Origin of the sequence: Streptococcus sp. LMAG:39, assembly GCF_008680485.1 — a bacterium.
Classification (GTDB): Bacteria; Bacillota; Bacilli; order Lactobacillales; family Streptococcaceae; genus Streptococcus; species Streptococcus pasteurianus.
Genome location: NZ_NALE01000001.1, coordinates 504,843 through 524,373 on the forward strand (window position 1 = coordinate 504,843; position 19,531 = coordinate 524,373).

Here is a 19,531-nt window from a genome sequence, read left to right on the forward strand (position 1 = left end):
AAAGCAAGGTACCGAAAGAGGATGCAAAAATAAAGACAAAAATCGCCTGCTACTCCCTTGAATACAAAGTAATCATATCAACTTTTATCTTTTTTGTCAACTGAACACATCCCCACTCGAACACCGATAATATCGTATTTATATTATGCTTATACCCAATGAATTTCTAGCTGATAATTTGCAAAAACACTCTCTCCATCAACTTGTTTGAGTTGATAATGAATTTTAAGATGTTGTTGTTCAACATCCAACTCATAAATACTTGTTTGCGTTTGTAAATGCTGTAAGCCTACTGGCGTCGGAATAGCAACCAGAGCAGGATTGTCACGGTGAAAACGCATAATTGATTTCGGCGTTGAATAACGTGTCATGACCAACTCTTGCTCGTTGCATTTGAGCATCACGGTTTCTTCTTCCTCATTGGTATAAGCAAGGTAAATATGCCCATTTTTTTCCGTTAATTTGACAGGATAAGATTGTTCAACCAGCTCAACCTGTCCATCCAAATCAATTTTATTCTTAATGTGAAGTTTCATGTAATGTTAAAATGTCTTTCCTTTCCCTAAAATTATAACAATTCTGACGTGTTAAAGCCACTATAAGTCTAACATTTAATAGCAGATGAGCGAAGTAAACTTGTTCCTGTGAAAAGAGCAATAAAGATAATTAAAATTTTAACGGATTAATACCCAACATTGAGAAAAAGATTAACTCTGGCGCATAATTTCCTAGCCCGTTGTCCTCAAAATGCTAACCGTCAAATTAAACATCACTTCGACAAGAATTCAAATCCCATGTAAACCATGAGCACTTTCAGAAATACTCCCCAAAGGATTGGCAATCAGTCGGTAAACCATAATGAATATGGCAACAAATTAACAAAATTCCCAAGACACGTTGGACTGAGCGTGTGCTCCAACCTTTTAGTTCTTTGTGTTCCTACAACTGCTCCTAAAAGGGTGCCATTCCCATAGCAAAAGTGGTCAAGTCAACCTCAACAACGGTAATAAAGCAAAGCGCCTCAATCAAAATAGGAATAATATGCGCTGTCGATAACGTTGCAGAGATTTTTTATTATCTTCAACCAGTTTTTCGTTTTAAAAAATGCTGTACTCGTTGCAAAGCATCCACTCCATGGCGTATCTAATAACTCTGTCACGTAACCAACCCATAGCCCAATCCATAATTCTTCCTCTAAATTAAAGCCATGCTTTTTAACATTTACCAAAATATTTCCCATTGTCCAGAAGATGAGAAAAATCAAAAAAGTTAAATCACACGAAGAATAAGTTCATTCGTCATAGTCAACATTATAAATCAAATCCAAGTATTCGTAAATATCCCAGACCTTCCAAAATCAGCTTTACACAGTTTTTTGTTATAATGAAAGTATGAATGAAAAAGTATTTCGTGACCCTGTTCACAACTATATAACTGTCAATCATCAGATTATTTACGACCTTATCAATAGTAAAGAGTTTCAGCGCCTACGACGAGTCAAACAAGTTTCGACAACTGTTTTTACCTTTCATGGTGCAGAACACAGCCGCTTCTCACACTGTTTAGGTGTTTACGAGATTGCAAGACGTGTGACTGAAATTTTTGATGACAAATTTCCTGATATTTGGAATTCTGATGACAATCTCTTAACGATGGTGGCTGGGCTTTTACATGATGTCGGGCATGGTGCGTATTCACACACTTTCGAAAAACTCTTTGATACCGACCACGAAGCCGTTACACAAAAGATTATCACCAGTCCAGATACTGAAGTCAATACTATCTTGCGTCGCGTCTCTCCTGATTTTCCAGAAAAAGTCGCTAGTGTTATCAACCACACTTATCATAATAAACAAGTTGTCCAACTCATTTCTAGCCAAATTGACTGTGACCGCATGGACTACCTTTTGCGCGATTCTTACTATAGCGGCGCTAATTATGGTCAATTTGACTTGAATCGCATTTTACGTGTGATTCGCCCAACTGAAGACGGTATTGTTTTTGAATACAATGGCATGCACGCCGTTGAGGACTATATTGTCAGTCGTTTCCAAATGTATATGCAAGTGTATTTTCACCCTGCTAGTCGCGGAATGGAAGTATTGTTACAAAATCTTTTAAAACGTGCAAAATACCTTTACCAGACTGATACCGATTTCTTTGAAAGAACATCACCAAATCTGATTCCATTTTTAGAAAATCATGCTAACTTAGCTGATTATCTTGCTTTAGATGATGGGGTGATGAATACCTATTTTCAAACTTGGATGACTGCTGAAGATGAGATTTTGGCTGATTTGGCAAGCCGTTTTGTTAATCGTAAAGTCTTTAAATCGGTGACTTTCGAAGAATCGTCACGCAAAGAACTCAGTCACCTTGTTGACCTTGTCCAATCTGTTGGTTTTGATCCTGATTATTACACAGGTATCCATGTCAATTTTGACTTGCCTTATGACATTTACCGTCCTGAAAAAGAAGAACCCAGAACCGAGATTAACATGATTCAAAAAGACGGTTCTGTTGTAGAATTATCAACAATTTCACCAATCGTCAAAGCCTTAACTGGTACTATTTATGGCGACCAACGATTCTATTTTCCAAAAGAAATGCTAGTTGATAACGACCTATTTGCCATTGATAAGAAAGCCTTTATGAGCTATATTTCAAACGAACATTTTGTTTATCATAATTAAGTTTAAGAGCGTATCATGACTTATTTAGCATTGAAAACGTTCCACTTCAGATTTCCTTGTGTTCCCCATGACAAATAAGCCACTTTTTAGTAAGATAGATAGGTAGAGATTCTTTAGGAAGGGTAAAATAACCTTATGTCTATTAAATTAGTCGCTGTCGATATCGACGGCACACTTTTGACCAATGACCGCAAAGTCACACCTGAAGTTTTTGAAGCCGTTCAAGATGCTAAAAAACAAGGTGTTAAAGTCATCATTGCTACTGGACGTCCAATTCCAGGCGTTCAAACACTTCTCGATGAATTAAACCTGAAAGAATCAGGCGATTATGTCATCACTTTCAATGGTGGTTTAGTCCAAGATACCGCTACTGGTGAGAACATTATCACTGAAACCATGACTTACGATGATTATCTTGATATTGAATTCCTTAGCCGTAAGTTAGATGTTCATATGCACGCTATTACCAAAGAAGGTATCTTCACTGCAAACCGCAACATTGGTAAATACACTGTTCACGAATCAACCTTGGTTAACATGCCAATTTTTTACCGTACTCCAGAAGAAATGGGCGATAAAGAAATTATTAAAATGATGTTTATCGATGAACCTGAAATTCTTGATGCTGCAATCGCTAAAATTCCACAAGAATTTTATGACAAATACACCATTGTCAAATCAACCCCATTCTACCTAGAATTCATGAACAAAACTGCTAGCAAAGGCAATGCCATTACACACCTTGCCGAAAAAATGGGACTTAGCAAAGACCAAACCATGGCTATTGGCGATGCTGAAAACGACCGTGCCATGCTTGAAGCCGTTGGTAACCCTGTTGTCATGGAAAATGGTACACCAGAACTCAAAGAAATCGCTAAATATATTACAAAATCAAATGAAGAAAGTGGCGTTGCATACGCCCTTAGAGAGTGGGTCTTAAAATAATGTATAGCTATAAAATCGGTATTTCTGCGGAAGAACACGATAATTTTGCAAAATCAAGTAACCAAACAAACCTTTTACAATCATCAAATTGGGCAAAAATTAAAGATAATTGGGATAACGAACGCATTGGTTTCTACAAAGATGATGCCTTAGTTGCTTCTGCTTCTATCCTTATCAAAGCTTTGCCACTTGGCTTTACCATGCTTTATATCCCTCGTGGACCAATCATGGATTACAGTGACAAAAAGCTCGTTGCTTTTGTCATAAGCTCACTTAAAAAGTATGGTAAAACAAAACGCTCCCTCTTCATCAAAATGGACCCTGCTTTACTGCTTAAACAATACAAAATCGGTGAAGAAGTTGATGAAAACAAAGACACACTTACTGCTATTGACAACTTGAAAGCAGCGGGTTGCGAATGGACTGGACGCACAACAACAATTGCTGAAAGTATCCAACCTCGTTTCCAAGCAAATGTCTATACCCAAGAAGACATGACAGCAACTTTTCCTAAACACACAAAACGTTTAATGAAAGATGCTATTCACCGTGGTGTCATCACTAGCCGTGGTACAATCGATGATGTTAAAGCTTTCGCTGATGTCGTCGCTCTTACTGAAAATCGCAAAGGCGTTGCCCTTCGTAATGAAGATTATTTCCATAAAATGATGGAAACATATGGTGATGATGCTTATCTACACCTTGCCAAAGTTAACTTGCCAAAACGTCTAGCTGAATACAAAGAACAACTCGCTCAAATCGAAAAAGATTTGTCTGAAACTGCTGAACATCAGAAAAAACGTTTGACTAAGTTAACACAACAAAAAAATTCTGTTACAAAATACATTACTGAGTTTGAAGAATTTGTTGAAAAATATCCAGATGAACTCATCATTGCAGGTATTTTATCTGTATCATTTGGTAATGTCATGGAAATGCTTTATGCTGGTATGAATGATGAATTCAAGAAATTCTACCCACAATATTCCCTTTATCCAAAAGTATTTGAAGATGCTTACGCTGACGATATTATTTGGGCAAATATGGGTGGTGTTGAAGGAACACTTGATGACGGTTTAACTAAATTTAAATCAAACTTCAACCCAACTATTGAAGAATTTATTGGAGAATTTAACATCCCAGTCAATCCATTCCTTTACAAACTTTCAAACTTGGCTTACAATATTCGCAAACAAAGGAGAAATAGCCATTAATGACCTCTCTTGAGATTATCGAAAAAAAAGTTTTTGAGACTTTTTGTAACACCGTCTCTTACAAATCGTTTATGCAATCTGTAGAGATGGCGGATTTATTAAAAAAACGTGGGTACCAAGTAGACTATCTTGGACTAAAAGCTGAAGAGACACTACAAGTTGCTGCCGTTCTCTTTAGCTTGCCAATGACAGGTGGGTTCCACATGGAAATCAACTCTGGTCCTGTTTCACGCGATAAACACTATCTGAAACAATTCTACCAAGAACTTCAAAGCTATGCTAAAGAAAATGGAGCTCTTGAATTACTGGTCAAACCTTATGATACCTATCAGCATTTTGACACTACTGGTCAGCCAACCGACCAAGAAAACACGGCACTATTAGACGATTTTCTATCACTCGGTTATCAACACGATGGGCTTTTGACTGGTTACCCAGGTGGTGAGCCTGACTGGCATTATGTCAAAGATTTGACTGACTTAGATGAAAAAACGTTACTAAAATCATTTAGCAAAAAAGGGCGTCCATTGGTCAAAAAAGCTAAGACCTTCGGCATCACCTTACGAAAACTTAACCGTGATGAATTGCCGCTTTTCAAGGAAATCACTTCTGCTACATCAGATCGCAGAGATTACGATGATAAATCTCTTGATTATTACCAAGATTTCTATGATAGCTTTGGAGATTCTTGTGAATTCATGGTTGCAAGTTTGAATTTTCAAGATTATTTAGCACACCTTGAAACTGATAAAGCCAAACTTGACCAACGAATCGAAAAACTCCGAACTGCCATTGAAAATAACAATGTTTCTGAAAAGAAACAAAATCAGCTTCGCGAATTATCCAGTCAATCTGCGACATTTGACACACGCATGGCAGAAGCTAAAGAATTCATTGGCAAGTACGGTTCACAAAACATTGCCCTTGCAGGAAGCCTATTTGTTTATACCAAACAGGAAGCTGTCTATCTCTTCTCAGGTTCTTACCCTGAGTTCAGTAAATTCTACGCACCTGCCCTGCTTCAAGAATACGTCATGTTAGAAGCCATAAAACGTGGCATTACAACTTATAATCTTCTTGGCATTACAGGAGAATTTGACGGTTCAGACGGCGTTCTACGCTTTAAACAAAACTACAATGGCTACATTACCCGAAAAATGGGAACTTTCCGTTACTATCCTCATCCACTCAAATACAAATTAATTCATAATCTCAAAAAAATATTGAGACGTCATTAAAAATGACACCTTGGAACCCAAACGTTTCAAGGTTTTTTATTTGGAACTAAACTTCCAAATTTGTTGTTCTTTACTTTACAAACTATATTTTTTATCACTCAAACCTATAACCAAGAAAGAAAGCACAAAAAACCTACCTGTCCTAAGGCAAGTAGGTTTAAATGACTTCAATGTTTCTTGATTATTTTACAAAGTCAAGAAGAGCAAGGAAGCTTTCTGGTTGAAGTGATGCACCACCAACAAGGGCACCATCAACGTCTGGGCAAGCCATATAAGCTGCAACATTTTCAGGTTTAACTGAACCACCGTATTGAACGCGAACTTTATCAGCTACTACTTGACCGAAGTCTGCTGCAACTGTGTCACGAACAACTTTACACATTTTTTGTGCATCATCTTGACTAGCTGATTTACCAGTACCGATAGCCCAGATTGGTTCGTACGCGATAACAAGTGAAGAAACTTGTTCTTCTGACAATCCAGCAAGAGCAGCTGAAACTTGTCCACCTACGAATTCAGCAGCTTTACCAGCTTCGTAAGTTTCAAGAGTTTCACCACAACAGATGATTGGAAGCATACCGTTAGCAAAGATTGCTTTAGCTTTTTTGTTGATATCTTCGTCAGTTTCGTGGAAGTATTCACGACGTTCTGAGTGACCGATTACAACGTAGTCAGTTCCCATTTCAGACAATACTTGAGGACTGTTTTCACCAGTAAAAGCACCAGCGTTTTCAAAGTAACAGTTTTCAGCAGCAACTTTAAGGTTTGAACCTTTAGCTGCAGCAAGAACTGTTGAAAGGTCAAGTGCAGGAGCTGCAATACCAGCTTCAACAAGTTCTGATGAAGGCAATTTAGAAGCTACTGCTTCAACGAATGCTTTAGCTTCTTCTGGATTTTTGTTCATTTTCCAGTTACCAGCGATAAATGGTTTACGTGACATTTCACATACCTCTTCTTTTTTTATTTACTCCCCTATTTTATCATATTTTTAGCAGGTTTTAAAGGTTCGACGGGATTTTTAGCGACAAACCTCAAAGAAATCACAAAAAGAGCCCCTTACGGGACTCTTCCACAATTACTATCTGACTAATAATTGTTATCTGGGAACTTAATTAATTAACTAAAATTAAGCTTCGATTTCTGAAACGATACCTGAACCAACAGTACGTCCACCTTCACGGATTGAGAATGTAGTACCTTGTTCAACGGCGATTGGGTGAATCAATTCAACGTCGATAGTTACGTTATCACCAGGCATTACCATTTCAGTACCTGCTGGAAGTTCGATTGAACCTGTAACGTCAGTTGTACGGAAGTAGAATTGTGGACGGTAGTTGTTGAAGAATGGAGTATGACGTCCACCTTCATCTTTAGTAAGGATGTAAACTTCACCTTTGAATTTAGTGTGTGGGTGAATTGAACCTGGTTTAGCAAGAACTTGACCACGTTCGATTTCATCACGTTGGATACCACGAAGAAGAACACCAACGTTATCCCCTGCAAGACCTTCATCAAGTTGTTTACGGAACATTTCAACACCAGTAACAACAGCTTTTTGGATGTCTTCACGGATACCAACGATTTCAACTTCGTCGTTGACCTTAACAGTACCACGGTCAATACGTCCTGATGCTACAGTACCACGTCCAGTGATTGAGAATACATCTTCGACTGGAAGAAGCAATGGTTTATCAGTATCACGTTCTGGTTCTGGAATGTACTCATCTACAGTGTCCATCAATTCCATGATGATATCTTCGTACTGAGTGTCACCTTCAAGAGCTTTAAGAGCTGAACCTTGGATAACTGGAAGATCATCACCTGGGAAATCGTATTCTGAAAGAAGGTCACGGATTTCCATTTCAACCAATTCAAGCAATTCTTCGTCATCAACAAGGTCAATTTTGTTCATGAAGACGATAAGGTATTTAACACCAACTTGACGTGAAAGAAGGATGTGTTCACGAGTTTGTGGCATTGGACCATCTGTTGAAGCTACTACAAGGATAGCACCATCCATTTGGGCAGCACCAGTGATCATGTTTTTAACGTAGTCCGCGTGTCCTGGAGCGTCGATGTGAGCATAGTGACGTTTAGCAGTTTCGTATTCAACGTGTGCAGTGTTGATTGTGATACCGCGTTCGCGTTCTTCAGGAGCAGCATCGATAGAAGCGTAGTCTTTTGGTTGGTTAACTGCGCTTGGAAGACGACGAGCAAGAACTGTTGTAATTGCAGCTGTCAAAGTAGTTTTACCATGGTCAACGTGTCCAATTGTACCAATGTTAACGTGTGGTTTACTACGATCGTATTTTTCTTTTGCCATTTGGGTAAAAGCCTCCAATAAAATATATTTTATAGATAGACAGTAGGCAATACAGTCTAACTTTACCCTACTATTTTAACAAATTATGCGGGAATTGCAAGTATTTTACTATTTTATTTATGATTTCTTTATTTCGTAAGTGTGTGATATGGCTGAATTGTGATGCTCTATCCGATATTCGAAGGGTACATCTAATCCTTATCTTCAAGTTGGATAAAATGCACACCCAGTCAAAATAACTCCAGAAAAAGTTATCAAGTACCATTTCTGTAATTCTTTAATAAACGTACGGTTTATCAAATGTAATAGCTACTTCTACAGCTTGTCCAGTCATTTCTGTAATCTTACTAATCTCTTATGTTACTTTCATACTTACTGTCTTAGCTGAAGCAGTAAAAAGGTTGGGACTTTATAGAGATTCATGTGTATAATTGGAGCTATCAGAATATCTCTTTCTTCTAATCTTTCAATTTGACTAACTGACATGGGACGAATTATTGAATAATTTCCCTAATACTCTTCAAAAGGGAACTAATACCATCAATATTTTTAAAACGGTGTGAATAATTGGTTACAAAAAAACTCCCGCAAAGGGGAGGTTTTCTAATAAAAACTGTCTAAGTCGATAACGTTATCGTTGTATTCTTGTGTTATTTCTTTGTTTTTTAACTCTTCTTCTGCTTCGCGGATAATTTCTTCTCTTTTTTCATTAGCATCAATATTTAGCACAAAGCCGATAGCAACTGATAAAACCAGCAAGCTATTCCCCCCTTGGGATAAGAATGGGAAGGTAACACCAGTTGACGGAATAAGCCCTGAAATGCCTCCGATGTTCACAAAAGTTTGCATGAGCATCATTCCGCCGATGCCAAGAGCAATCATAGAGTTGAAAGGATTTTTAGCTTTAATCCCCACGTGCATAATACGTAAAATCAAAAAGAATAGCAATGCTAAAATAAGACCCGCACCAATTAAACCAAGTTCTTCAATGACAATTGAAAAGACAAAGTCTGTCGTTGCTTCGGGTAAGTAACCAGCTTTTTCAATCGAATTTCCCAAACCACGCCCAAACCAGCCACCATTACTCATAGCATAATATGAATGTGCTAACTGGTGTCCTGAGTCCGTCAAATCATCAAATGGATTGAAAAAGGCACTGAAACGTTTGGCAACATAACCAAATACTGGTACTTTTTCCATGGTTTTAACCCCGACAACCGCAATCAAACCTAAGAAAGCAGCTGACAAAGCTGTTACGATAGCTAAAATGGCTGAAAACCAACGATAACCAACCCCACTAACAGAATACATGATTAAAGCTGTCAAAACGATAATTGCCGCATTTCCAAGGTCAGGTTGGGCAGCAACTAGCAATATCATGACTAACGAATAAACACGCCAATCTTTCAAATCGTCCCATTTTCTAGGAAGCCATTTCCGCTTGGTAAGTGCTTGGTAATCATAGATTTCAATCAATTCTTGACGCCTTGCAAAGGTAAATGCCAAAAACCAAACAATGATAATTTTCAAATATTCGGCTGGTTGGAAACTAAGTGGTCCAATGACAATCCAACCATGAGCACCATTAACGGTTTTAGTGAAGAAACGCGCAATGAGCAACAAAATGATTTCGACCATCATTGTCATAGTCAGCGTTCGTGAATTTTTTAAGAAGTTTAATTTTAGTTTATAAATAAAAAGAATGGCAATTAAACTGACTATCCAAAAAAAACCTTGGTTTAATACTGACGCAAATGGATTAAGACCATATTGGACAAGTGTCGCACTCGTTGTTGAATAGACAACAATCAACCCAATAACAGACAGAATTAAATAAGGCACAAGGATAGAATAATTTAATAAATGCCTTTTATCGATTTTCATAGATTCCCCTACATACATTCGAGTTTATCATATGCCATTATATCATCTTTCGATTCTAAAAAAAAGTAAAAGTCTGAGAAGTTAATCTCAGACTTTCAGAATGTTTTGATATCAGCCAGAATTACGCAATCCTGTAGCAATACCGTTGATAGTTGTGTGAATAAGTTTTTCGTAATCCTCATCCAATTCTTCATGACGTAAACGTTTAATCAACTCAATTTGAATGTAGTTCAAAACGTTGAAGTATGGCAAGCGGTAATCTAAGCTTGCTTGAAGCGAAGGGTTTTCTTCCAACAAATCTTCGTGTTTTTCGATTGCTAAAATAACATTTTTAGTCAATTGCCATTCGTCAAGGATAGTGTTAAAGACATCGCGTACTTCTTCGCTTTCTGCCAACTGAGCATATTGGAAAGCAATGTTCATATTTGATTTAGACAAGACCATGTCAACGTTTGAAAGAAGTGAGTGGAAGAATGGCCATTTTTCATACATATGTTGAAGTTTTGCCAAGTTTCCTTCTTCAGCGTCAATAAAGTTTTTGAATGCTGAACCAACACCATACCAACCTGGGAACATGATACGGCTTTGTGACCATGAGAATACCCAAGGAATTGCACGGAGACCCGAAATTTCTGTGATTGTTTTACGAGCAGCTGGACGTGAACCAATGTTCAAACTTGACACTTCCTTGATTGGTGTTGCTTCGAAGAAGTAATCGTAGAAATGTGGATTACCAAATACTAAATCACGATAAACGCTATTTGAGTAAGTAACAATACCGTCCATTGTAGCACGGAAATCATCAATTTCATCTGGATTTGTAATCATACGTGTCACGATACGATCGATAGTTGCTGAAACCAACATTTCAAGGTTGTAATAAGCAACGTCTTTATTGCCGTATTTATTTTCAATGATTTCACCTTGCTCAGTGAGACGAATACGATCTTTGATTGAACCGAATGGCTGTGATGTGATAGCTTCATATGATGGACCACCACCACGACCAACAGTACCACCACGACCGTGAATGAATGTCACTTTAATACCGCGTTCTGAACCAATACGAGTCAATTCATTTTGAGCTTTATAAAGTGTCCAAACAGATGATAAGTAACCACCGTCTTTGTTACTGTCTGAATAACCAAGCATGATTTCTTGGTAACCTTTGTTTGCTGAAACCCAACGACGAACAATATCATAATCAAGATATTCTTCCATGATAGCACGTGAATTTTCAAGGTCCTCGATTGTTTCAAAGAGTGGTACAATTTGAACACGTGCTTTTTGATTATCAAGAAGTCCGACTTCTTTAAGCATGATAGCCAACTCAAACATATCAGAAACACTTTCAGTATGTGAAATGATGTGTTGTTTAATGACTTCATCACCTAATTTATCTTTGAGGTAACGAGCTGTTTGGAAGATTGCTAATTCTTTTTGAAGTTGTTCTGACTTTTCAGCATTTGTTGATGACAATGTACGTGGGTCTTCTTGCAATTCTTTGAGAAGAACTTTCACTTTTTCTTCTTCTGAAAGTGCGCTGTAATCCTCAACGATATTTGCTGATTTCAACAATTCTGCGACACAGGCTTCGTTAACACTTGAATCTTGACGCATATCAATCATTGCAAGATAGAAACCAAAGACTTCAACTGCTTGAAGCAATTCGCTGAAATCACCTATCAAGAGCGCATCATCACCATTGTCAAGCAATGACTGCTTGATGATAAGCAAATCATCTTTAAATTCTTTGGCTGTTTTATAGCTTGGAATTTCTTCTTGAAGTTCTGATGAAACTTTAGAGAATTTTGTTTGCAAGTATTTTGTAATGACACTAGCGTTGTTAGTGCTTGTGTAAACATCTGAACTAATGCTGTTGCTACTTTCCAAAACACGTTGAGAAATAGCTGGACTAGCTTTTAATTCGATTAAGGTTTGAATTAATTTTGATTGAATATAGTTAAATGCCTTACGATAAGGTTCATTTTCACGGTAGATAGATTTATCGCTTGATAACTCTGCTAATTTTTCAACTTCTGGGCTAATATTAGTCAAGGTTGTTGAAAGTGAGAATGTGCGATAAAGACCTGTTAATTTTTCAATGTAGTAATTAATGATGACTTCACTTTGAACCGTTGCTGATAAACGAAGTGTTTCAGCTGTTACGTATGGGTTGCCGTCACGGTCACCACCAATCCACATTCCCATCGTGATAGGTTTTGGATCTTCTAAGTCGATGCCTTTTTCAGCTGCTAAGCGTTTGTACTCTGAAGTCAACTTGGTAATCGCTTGAATTAAGGATGTATTGTAATACTCCATAACGTTGGTAATTTCATTCTTTACCTTCAGTTTTTTCTCACGAATAATGTCCGTTTGCATGATGATTTCAATATAACGGCGCAAATCAGTGTACCATTTGTCACGGTTCACAACACCCGCTCTGACATCGCGGTATTTACGTAAAAGGTCATGAATGTGGTTTGTCAATTCGAGGACTGTCTTACGTTGAACTTGTGTAGGGTGAGCTGTTAATACAGGCACAACATTGACATTCTCAAGGATTTCTTTAGAGTTTTCGCTTTCTGAAACCATATCTACGGTTAGAGAAAGTTTTCCAAGATAATCCTGATTAGTATTATTTTGGTAATTGATTTCATAAGCAAAATCAACGTCTTCTGAAATGTTGATTAAAAGTGGCAAAATTGAAAAATAGCGAGACACTACAACCATTTCATCATTGGTTAATTGAGCTACTAATTTTTCAAGTTTGACGTATTCATCACTTGCCGACAATTCAACAATGTTTTGAATTTTGGCAAACACCTCATCACCAACCATTTGATGAGTTGCCTCATCAAGCAAGTCTTTTAATACTTTGACTTCCTCGGTAATAATCGACTGGGTGCTATTGTTCTCCAGTTTTTTGATTGTCACACTCTTCACTCCTTTTTGTTCGGATTTTAATCCTTTATTACAATCGTACTACTCTATCATACCACTTTTTACATCAAAAGTAACCCAATTTATGTCAAATTGTCCATTATTTTATAAATTTTCTGATTTTTTAAATGACGTTTATCTTGAGACAAAATGTCTACAAAACTAACAAAACACATTAACAATTAGGATGTTAGCGTTTTTAATTTTGAAAGAAATGTTGAACGATTCATCAAGGATTTTCTGAGAAAATGGACACTTTCTTTTTGGTTTAGGTGTTATTTTCTGATATACTGGTCCATGACAAAAGTTTTGCAAAGGAGTAATACTAGATGGAATTAAAAAAACGTTCGGAATTTCCTGAAAATGAGTTATGGGATTTAAGTGCCCTTTATCAAGATCCTGAGGATTTTTTGCGAAGTATCGAAAAAACGCTAGAAGATATTAATCTTTTTAAACGAAATTACGAGGGGAAATTGGCTACTTTGGAAGATTTTACCAGAGCGCTTTATGAAATTGAACAAATTTATATCGAGATGAGCCATATCGATAATTATTCTTTCATGCCGCAAACCAGCGACTTTAGCAATGAAGAATTTGCTCAGATTGCACAAGCTGGTGCTGATTTTTTCACGAAAGCCAATGTTGCGTTAAGCTTCTTTGATACTGCGCTAGCGACTGCCGACTTAGAAATTCTTGATACTTTAGAAGAAAATCCGCATTTTAGCGCAGCTATTCGCCAAGCGAAAATTCAAAAAAGTCATTTTATCTCCCCAGAAGTTGAAAAAGCGTTGACGAACCTTGGTGAAGTTTTTAAAGCGCCAGAAGATATCTACACCAAAATGCGTGCAGGTGACTTTGAAATGGAAGATTTTGAAGTTGATGGCAAGGTCTATCAAAACTCTTTTGTCACCTATGAAAATTTTTATCAAAATCATGAAAATGCTCAAGTCCGTGAAAAAGCCTTTCGTTCTTTCTCTGCAGGACTGCGTAAACATCAAAATGCCGCAGCAAGTGCTTATCTAGCACAAGTTAAATCAGAAAAAATCATTGCTGACATGCGAGGTTACGACTCTGTTTTTGATTACCTCTTAGCCGAACAAGAAGTTAACCGTGACATGTTTGACCGTCAAATTGACCTTATCATGACAGAATTTGCTCCTGTTGCGCAAAAATACCTCAAACACGTTGCTCAAGTTAATGGTCTTAAAAAAATGACTTTTGCAGACTGGAAGCTTGACTTGGATAGCGAGCTTAATCCAGAGGTTACGATTGATGATGCTTATGATTTGGTGATGAAATCCGTTGCCCCACTTGGTAACGAATATGCTCAAGAAGTCTCACGTTATCAAGAAGAACGTTGGGTTGACTTTGCTGCTAATGCCAATAAAGATTCTGGTGGCTACGCTACTGACCCTTACAAAGTTCATCCCTACGTTTTAATGAGTTGGACTGGTCGTATGTCTGATGTTTACACACTTATTCATGAAATTGGTCACTCTGGACAATTTATCTTTTCAGACAACAATCAAAGTTACTTTAATACCCATATGTCAACTTATTACGTCGAAGCTCCTTCTACTTTCAACGAACTTCTGCTCAGTGATTACCTCGAAAAACAATTTGACAATCCACGTCAGAAACGCTTTGCACTCGCTCATCGTTTGACAGATACTTATTTCCATAATTTTATCACTCACTTACTCGAAGCTGCTTTTCAACGCCAGGTTTACAATCTCATTGAAGACGGAAAAACCTTCGGTGCTACACAACTTAACAAGATAATGAAAGATGTTCTTAGCCAATTTTGGGGTGATGCCATTGATATTGACGACGATGCTGCTTTAACTTGGATGCGCCAAAGTCATTATTATGCTGGGTTGTATAGCTACACTTATTCTGCAGGTATGGTTATTTCAACTGCTGGGTATCTTAATCTAAAAAATAATCCAAATGGTGCTAACGACTGGTTGAATTTCTTAAAATCAGGTGGTTCACGTACGCCACTTGACACTGCTAAATTAATTGGTGCCGATATTTCCACCGCGCAACCACTCCGTGATACCATTCAATTTTTAAGTGATACCGTTGACCAAATTATTGCTTATACAAAGGAGCTTAATCATGACTAATCTTTATGACTTTACTGTCAAAGCCCAAGACAGCTCCGATGTCCAATTGTCAAAATACCAAGGCAAAATCCTACTCATTGTCAATACGGCAACAGGTTGTGGCTTAACCCCACAATACGAAGGACTACAAAAGCTTTACGACACTTACCATGACAAAGGATTTGAAATTTTAGATTTTCCTTGTAATCAATTTTTAAATCAAGCGCCAGGAAACACCGACGAAATCAATACCTTTTGCACCTTGAATTACCAGACAACTTTTCCTCGCTTTGCGAAAATTAAAGTCAACGGTAAAGAAGCCGCCCCACTCTATGATTGGCTAAAAAGTGAACAAAAGGGACCGCTTGGCAAACGTATTGAATGGAACTTTGCAAAATTTCTTATCGACCAAAATGGCAATGTCATCAAACGTTTTTCATCAAAAACAGAACCTGAAACAATTGTTACAGAAATTGAAAGCCTTATCAATGGCAAATAGCTGTCAGACTATTTGCAGCGCCTTTACTAGCATTACTTCTTTTGTAACAATCCATAGATAAAATATTAAAAAATATGACAAAATGATTACAAAATGAGCATTGCTTTGATTTTTAAGCCTTTTTACGCTAAAATATGACTAATGAGAAGACGAATAAAACCCATTGTTGTTGTAGTTTTCTTTGCCCTCTGTGGGCTATTTCTCGTGATTGGTAAAGCTCACTCAGACAGTTTACAAAAGCAACAACTAGCCTCAGCTAAGGATTCTATTCCGACTGTGAGTAGCACGAGTACTACCACTACATCAACTTCTGAAACTGATGAAAATTTTGTTCTTAAGCCGATTATTGATATCTCAGGTTGGCAACTTCCAAGCGAAATTGACTATGATACTTTATCTCAAAATATTTCTGGTGCTATCGTTCGTGTTTATGGAGGGTCACAAATCAGTAAAGATAGCAATGCCGCTTATACAACTGGTATTGATAAATCATTTAAGACACATATCAAAGAATTACAGAAACGAAATGTTCCTGTAGCCGTTTATAGCTACGCTCTCGGTACAACCGTCAAGGAGATGAAAGAGGAAGCAAAAACTTTCTATGAGAATGCTTCACCTTACAGTCCAACTTTCTATTGGATTGACGTTGAAGAGGCGACTATGTCTGACATGAATAAAGGTGTACAGGCTTTCTTAAAAGAGCTCAAAAAACTCGGTGCGGAAAATGTCGGTATCTACATTGGAACTTATTTCATGGATGAACAAGAAATTTCCGTGGATGGTTTCGATGCAGTGTGGATTCCTGCTTATGGTTCTGACACTGGTTATTACGATGCTGCGCCACAAACTGATTTGGACTATGACCTTCATCAATACACCTCACAAGGTTACATCAATGGTTTTAGTTCACCGCTCGACTTAAACCAAATCGCCGTCACGAAAGATACGAAAACAACGTACGAAAAACTTTTCGGTACAACAAGTACCTCAAGCAGTACATCAAGTAGTAGCAAATAAAAGAGGCTGGGACAAAAGTACCCAGCTTCTTTGTTTCTATAGTTATTATTTGCAAGACGCAGTAGTTGAGTGGGTTCTAATACGCTGATAAATCAGCTTTTACAACTCTTTTTGACATCAAGCTTCACTTGACTCTATTTCCCACCTCGAAAGATTCCCCAAACCTTTCGAGCCATGCGGGGGTGGGAGTAAAACAGTTCAGTGAACTGTTTTAGGTCAGCAATAAGAAATTAAGACTTGCTGAGAAATCGAATTTCTCCGAAATTACTGATTCGCTTTTTAATTTCTAGGCTCATGAATAAAATCTCCACTGGAAATTTTATTTGTCCCACTCCCTTTTTTGCTAACTCAATTTTTATAAAAAAGTTCTGAAAAATCCTGTGATTTTTAATGTCAAAATCAACAATTTTAACCTCAAATTAATATTAATTTAAGGGTTAAAACTTATAGTAAAACTATGCCAACAAGAAATTATTCACGTAGAAAACGACAACAAAAATCTCAAATAATAGCAATAACTGGGCTTGTCACGGCAGCAGTCGCACTTGTCCTAATTCTCGCTAAACTGATTTTTTCAGGAGTCACAACTTTAGCTTCAGACGGAAGTTTGGATTTATCAGATGCCAATTCTTATGACGTTTCTGAAACAGCTACGGTATCTACTTCTGACGCTATTATATACACCGACGATGGTTCTAGCAGCAAAATTAGTGAAAATACTGCAATCACAATTAGTGCCTATTACTATGATGCTATGCTCAATGACGAAGATACCACATTAGCCCAATTTAGCATGAACGGCGATACTTACTATATCGACACGAATGATATTTCGCTTGAGCAGGATAATACTATTAATGCTTATATCGCTGAAACACTCGGTTATTCGCATGCTGATATTACTGATGACATTAAAAGTAGTTTTGAACAAGCCGCTTATAAGACAGATGATGGCAAGCCTCTTGGAGTAATTATTCATGATACTGGCGTTGACAATTCAACGATTGAAAGCGAAGTGAATTATATGGTGCAAAATTATGATAAAGAAGGTGTCTTTGTCCATTCTTTCATTGATAGTGATACCATTCTTCGTATTGCTGATGAAGGTTACAAAGCTCAAGGCGCAGGTGCCAATGCCAATCCTTATTACATTCAATTTGAATTAACACATGAGGATTCGCAAAAAGGCTTCGCCGAGCAACTAGCAAATGCAGCTTATTATACTGCCTACATGCTCAAAAAATATGACCTTCCTGTAACACTTGGTCAAGAAGATGGCGAAGGAACCATTTGGACACATGAAATGGTCAGCCTTTACCTTGGTGGTACTGACCACGTTGATCCAACTGATTACTGGACAGAAACCGCTAATGATTATTTCGGTACGGACTATGATATCGAAGATTTTGTCGAACTTGTCCAAGCTTATTATAATGCTCTCTAAAAGGTGCAAACTTGTACCTTTTTATTTTTTTAGTAAAATAGTAATTGACTAATGAATAGAAAGATTGAGAAAGAAAATGGCAAAAAAAGCAAAATTAAAAAAGACACTTGTTGATCAAATTCTGGACAAAGCAAAAATCGAACACGACAGTTTAGCAATCAATGCACTTGAGGGAGACTTACCAGATGACATTGAAAAATCTGATATTTTCAAAACCCTTGCTTTAACAGGTGACAAAACAGGTCCTCTAATCGGAATTGTTCAAATCACCGAACATCTTTCTGAGAAAAAATTAGCCAAAGTTTCTGGCAACAAAAAAGTCAGCATGATTCCACAAAAAAATCTTCAAAAAACAACTGGCTACATTCACGGAGCAAATAATCCTGTCGGTATTCATCAGAAACACAATTTTCCGATTTTCATTGATAACCGTGCTTTAGAAATGGGAACGATGATTGTTTCTGCCGGTGAAATCGGACGTTCTATCCGCATTGACAGTCAAACCTTGGCAGATTTTGTTGGTGCCAGCTTTGCTGACTTGATTGACGATTCACATTAATTTTTAGATTGGAAAGTAACTGATGAAATTTTATTTTGTACGTCATGGTAAAACACAATGGAACTTAGAAGGACGTTTCCAAGGAGCAAATGGTGACTCACCTCTCTTGGAGGAATCCGTTCATGATTTGGAAAAATTAGGTGATTATCTCCAAGATGTTAAATTTGATGCCGTTTTTTCAAGCGATTTAAAACGTGCCAGCGATACTTGCAAGATTATCATGTCACGCAGCCACTATCCAAAGCCAATCAGCTTTCAACCCTCACTGCGTGAATGGCATCTTGGAAGATTGGAAGGCAGCAAAATTGCAACGATAACATCTATTTATCCTCAACAAATGCAAGCTTTTCGACATAATTTAGCTAAATTCGATAATGATGTATTTGACGCTGAATCTGTTTATCAAACCACTAAACGCGTTGGGTCATTCATTAAATCAATGAAAAATCAACCTTATCAAAATGTCTTGTTAGTTGGGCATGGTGCTAATTTTACCGCCTCTATCCGTACTTTATTAGGATATGAACCAGCCGTTCTCCGTGCCCAAGGCGGACTTGATAACGGTAGTGTGACGGTTTTAGAGACCAAGGATTTTAAAACTTTTACTTGTCTAAAATGGAATGATACATCTTATAAACAAAAGAAATCTTAAAGACAAAAAAAC

At 37.4% G+C, this 19,531-nt stretch carries 15 protein-coding genes; 10 read left to right on the forward strand and 5 right to left on the reverse strand.

Features of this window, described 5'->3' with window-relative positions:
- Window positions 1-149 precede the first annotated feature (149 nt).
- Window positions 150-536, reverse strand: a complete 387-nt coding sequence (locus tag CCC20_RS02370) for a YwiB family protein (RefSeq protein ID WP_003065678.1) — start codon at window positions 534-536, stop codon at window positions 150-152.
- 855 nt (window positions 537-1,391) lie between these two features.
- Here CCC20_RS02370 and CCC20_RS02375 point away from each other — a divergent pair.
- The 4 genes from CCC20_RS02375 to CCC20_RS02390 all read left to right on the forward strand — a co-directional run bounded on the left by CCC20_RS02375 (window position 1,392) and on the right by CCC20_RS02390 (window position 6,090).
- Window positions 1,392-2,693, forward strand: a complete 1,302-nt coding sequence (locus CCC20_RS02375) for an HD domain-containing protein (protein WP_003065681.1) — start codon at window positions 1,392-1,394, stop codon at window positions 2,691-2,693.
- A 135-nt stretch (window positions 2,694-2,828) separates the two neighbouring features.
- A complete protein-coding gene (gene yidA / locus CCC20_RS02380; protein ID WP_003065682.1) occupies window positions 2,829-3,638 on the forward strand; it encodes a sugar-phosphatase in 810 nt (269 codons plus the stop codon).
- The gene (locus CCC20_RS02385; protein ID WP_058692383.1) at window positions 3,638-4,852 is read left to right on the forward strand and encodes an aminoacyltransferase; all 1,215 of its coding nucleotides are present in this window, start codon (window positions 3,638-3,640) and stop codon (window positions 4,850-4,852) included. Before yidA ends, CCC20_RS02385 begins: the two co-directional genes overlap by 1 nt.
- Window positions 4,852-6,090 carry an aminoacyltransferase gene (locus CCC20_RS02390; protein WP_058692384.1) on the forward strand — a complete coding sequence of 413 codons (1,239 nt, stop codon included), beginning with the start codon at window positions 4,852-4,854 and terminating at the stop codon, window positions 6,088-6,090. Before CCC20_RS02385 ends, CCC20_RS02390 begins: the two co-directional genes overlap by 1 nt.
- A 181-nt stretch (window positions 6,091-6,271) precedes the next feature.
- Here CCC20_RS02390 and tpiA read toward each other — a convergent pair whose 3' ends face one another.
- The 4 genes from tpiA to ppc form a co-directional block, all read right to left on the reverse strand.
- The gene (tpiA, locus tag CCC20_RS02395) at window positions 6,272-7,030 is read right to left on the reverse strand and encodes a triose-phosphate isomerase (RefSeq protein ID WP_003065686.1); all 759 of its coding nucleotides are present in this window, start codon (window positions 7,028-7,030) and stop codon (window positions 6,272-6,274) included.
- A gap of 186 nt (window positions 7,031-7,216) precedes the next feature.
- Window positions 7,217-8,413: an elongation factor Tu gene (gene tuf, locus CCC20_RS02400; protein WP_003065688.1), complete on the reverse strand. Its 1,197-nt coding sequence runs from the start codon at window positions 8,411-8,413 to the stop codon at window positions 7,217-7,219.
- A gap of 603 nt (window positions 8,414-9,016) precedes the next feature.
- The gene (gene ftsW / locus CCC20_RS02405; protein WP_013852087.1) at window positions 9,017-10,297 is read right to left on the reverse strand and encodes a cell division peptidoglycan polymerase FtsW; all 1,281 of its coding nucleotides are present in this window, start codon (window positions 10,295-10,297) and stop codon (window positions 9,017-9,019) included.
- 111 nt (window positions 10,298-10,408) lie between these two features.
- Entirely contained in the window at window positions 10,409-13,234 is a 2,826-nt protein-coding gene (gene ppc / locus CCC20_RS02410; protein WP_013852088.1) for a phosphoenolpyruvate carboxylase, read from the reverse strand.
- 335 nt (window positions 13,235-13,569) lie between these two features.
- Here ppc and pepF point away from each other — a divergent pair, with 335 nt between their 5' ends.
- The 6 genes from pepF (at window position 13,570) to CCC20_RS02440 (ending at window position 19,519) form a co-directional block, all read left to right on the forward strand.
- Window positions 13,570-15,369: an oligoendopeptidase F gene (gene pepF / locus CCC20_RS02415; protein WP_061100352.1), complete on the forward strand. Its 1,800-nt coding sequence runs from the start codon at window positions 13,570-13,572 to the stop codon at window positions 15,367-15,369.
- The gene (locus tag CCC20_RS02420; RefSeq protein ID WP_117566837.1) at window positions 15,362-15,847 is read left to right on the forward strand and encodes a glutathione peroxidase; all 486 of its coding nucleotides are present in this window, start codon (window positions 15,362-15,364) and stop codon (window positions 15,845-15,847) included. The genes pepF and CCC20_RS02420 overlap by 8 nt, the downstream gene beginning before the upstream one ends.
- 141 nt (window positions 15,848-15,988) lie before the next feature.
- On the forward strand, window positions 15,989-16,864 hold the full coding sequence (locus CCC20_RS02425; RefSeq protein WP_043910260.1) for a glycoside hydrolase family 25 protein: 876 nt from the start codon (window positions 15,989-15,991) through the stop codon (window positions 16,862-16,864).
- 457 nt (window positions 16,865-17,321) lie between these two features.
- Entirely contained in the window at window positions 17,322-18,308 is a 987-nt protein-coding gene (locus CCC20_RS02430) for a peptidoglycan recognition protein family protein (protein ID WP_061100312.1), read from the forward strand.
- Window positions 18,309-18,384: 76 nt separating this feature from the next.
- Complete coding sequence (locus CCC20_RS02435) at window positions 18,385-18,867, forward strand: aminoacyl-tRNA deacylase (protein ID WP_009854612.1); 483 nt, start codon at window positions 18,385-18,387, stop codon at window positions 18,865-18,867.
- A gap of 22 nt (window positions 18,868-18,889) precedes the next feature.
- Window positions 18,890-19,519 carry a histidine phosphatase family protein gene (locus tag CCC20_RS02440; protein ID WP_013852092.1) on the forward strand — a complete coding sequence of 210 codons (630 nt, stop codon included), beginning with the start codon at window positions 18,890-18,892 and terminating at the stop codon, window positions 19,517-19,519.
- The last annotated feature ends 12 nt before the right edge of the window (window positions 19,520-19,531 follow it).

Bases quoted from the DNA above. Each gene is read 5' to 3' on its own strand.
- CCC20_RS02370 (WP_003065678.1), bottom strand. From the start codon at position 536: ATGAAACTTCACATTAAGAATAAAATTGATTTGGATGGACAGGTTGAG.
- CCC20_RS02375 (WP_003065681.1), top strand. From the start codon at position 1,392: ATGAATGAAAAAGTATTTCGTGACCCTGTTCACAACTATATAACTGTC.
- yidA (WP_003065682.1), top strand. From the start codon at position 2,829: ATGTCTATTAAATTAGTCGCTGTCGATATCGACGGCACACTTTTGACC.
- CCC20_RS02385 (WP_058692383.1), top strand. From the start codon at position 3,638: ATGTATAGCTATAAAATCGGTATTTCTGCGGAAGAACACGATAATTTT.
- CCC20_RS02390 (WP_058692384.1), top strand. From the start codon at position 4,852: ATGACCTCTCTTGAGATTATCGAAAAAAAAGTTTTTGAGACTTTTTGT.
- tpiA (WP_003065686.1), bottom strand. From the start codon at position 7,030: ATGTCACGTAAACCATTTATCGCTGGTAACTGGAAAATGAACAAAAAT.
- tuf (WP_003065688.1), bottom strand. From the start codon at position 8,413: ATGGCAAAAGAAAAATACGATCGTAGTAAACCACACGTTAACATTGGT.
- ftsW (WP_013852087.1), bottom strand. From the start codon at position 10,297: ATGAAAATCGATAAAAGGCATTTATTAAATTATTCTATCCTTGTGCCT.
- pepF (WP_061100352.1), top strand. From the start codon at position 13,570: ATGGAATTAAAAAAACGTTCGGAATTTCCTGAAAATGAGTTATGGGAT.
- CCC20_RS02420 (WP_117566837.1), top strand. From the start codon at position 15,362: ATGACTAATCTTTATGACTTTACTGTCAAAGCCCAAGACAGCTCCGAT.
- CCC20_RS02425 (WP_043910260.1), top strand. From the start codon at position 15,989: ATGAGAAGACGAATAAAACCCATTGTTGTTGTAGTTTTCTTTGCCCTC.
- CCC20_RS02430 (WP_061100312.1), top strand. From the start codon at position 17,322: ATGCCAACAAGAAATTATTCACGTAGAAAACGACAACAAAAATCTCAA.
- CCC20_RS02435 (WP_009854612.1), top strand. From the start codon at position 18,385: ATGGCAAAAAAAGCAAAATTAAAAAAGACACTTGTTGATCAAATTCTG.
- CCC20_RS02440 (WP_013852092.1), top strand. From the start codon at position 18,890: ATGAAATTTTATTTTGTACGTCATGGTAAAACACAATGGAACTTAGAA.